General features: G+C 58.8%; 1 protein-coding gene. It reads left to right on the top strand.

The window, feature by feature from the left end:
* On the top strand, positions 1-777 hold a 777-nt coding region (locus tag AACY45_RS27165), incomplete at both ends, for an immunoglobulin-like domain-containing protein (RefSeq protein ID WP_339548511.1).

Below are 777 nucleotides of genomic sequence, written 5' to 3'. Positions count from 1 at the left end.
CGATGAGCAACCACGGCGAGTTGACCTTCAAGCTCACCGACGGCACCGAGATCAAGATCCCGGCCAATGGCACCACCGGCACTGCCGTGGTCACCGCCAAGGACGACATCTTCACTGGCGGTCAGGATGCGATCGTCAACAAGCTGGAATCCGTCTCAGCTAACAACTTCGAGAAGCTGACCCTGGGCGATACCACGCTGACTACCAGCGTGACTGACGAACCAGGTGCTGACGGCGACAAAATCACCGTCACCATTGAAAGCAATGGCGATGTACTGGAAAACGCTGCACCGAAGTTCACCGTCAAGGTTGATCAGGTCCTCAAACAAGACCTGACCGTGACCCTGAGCAATGGCGATACCGTCGTCATCAAAGCCGGCACCACCAGCACTCCGTACGAGCTGGCGGCGCAAGGTGATGACGTCTACAAAGACGGTCAAGTTGTGGAAGTCGGCATCGACAACGCCACCGTTGACGGCAAGTCCTTCGAGAACCTGGTGCTGGGCGACAAAGCTCAGGTCACCATCGGCGACACTATCTCCGAAGTGGTTGCCACCCTGTCTGTGGATAAAACCACCGTCGCCGAAGGCGGCTCCGTCACCTACACCGTGACCCTGACCAACGCTGCTGGCCTGCCGATGGCCAACCATGGCGAGTTGACCTTCAAGCTCACCGACGGCACCGAGATCAAGATCCCGGCCAATGGCACCACCGGCACTGCCGTGGTCACCGCCAAGGACGACATCTTCACCGGCGGTCAGGATGCGATCGTCAACA

Source organism: Pseudomonas sp. RA_35y_Pfl2_P32 (assembly GCF_963970735.1).
Classification (GTDB): Bacteria; Pseudomonadota; Gammaproteobacteria; order Pseudomonadales; family Pseudomonadaceae; genus Aquipseudomonas.
Note: the sequence above shows the minus strand (reverse complement) of the source record. Positions and strands in the feature narration are given on the sequence as shown.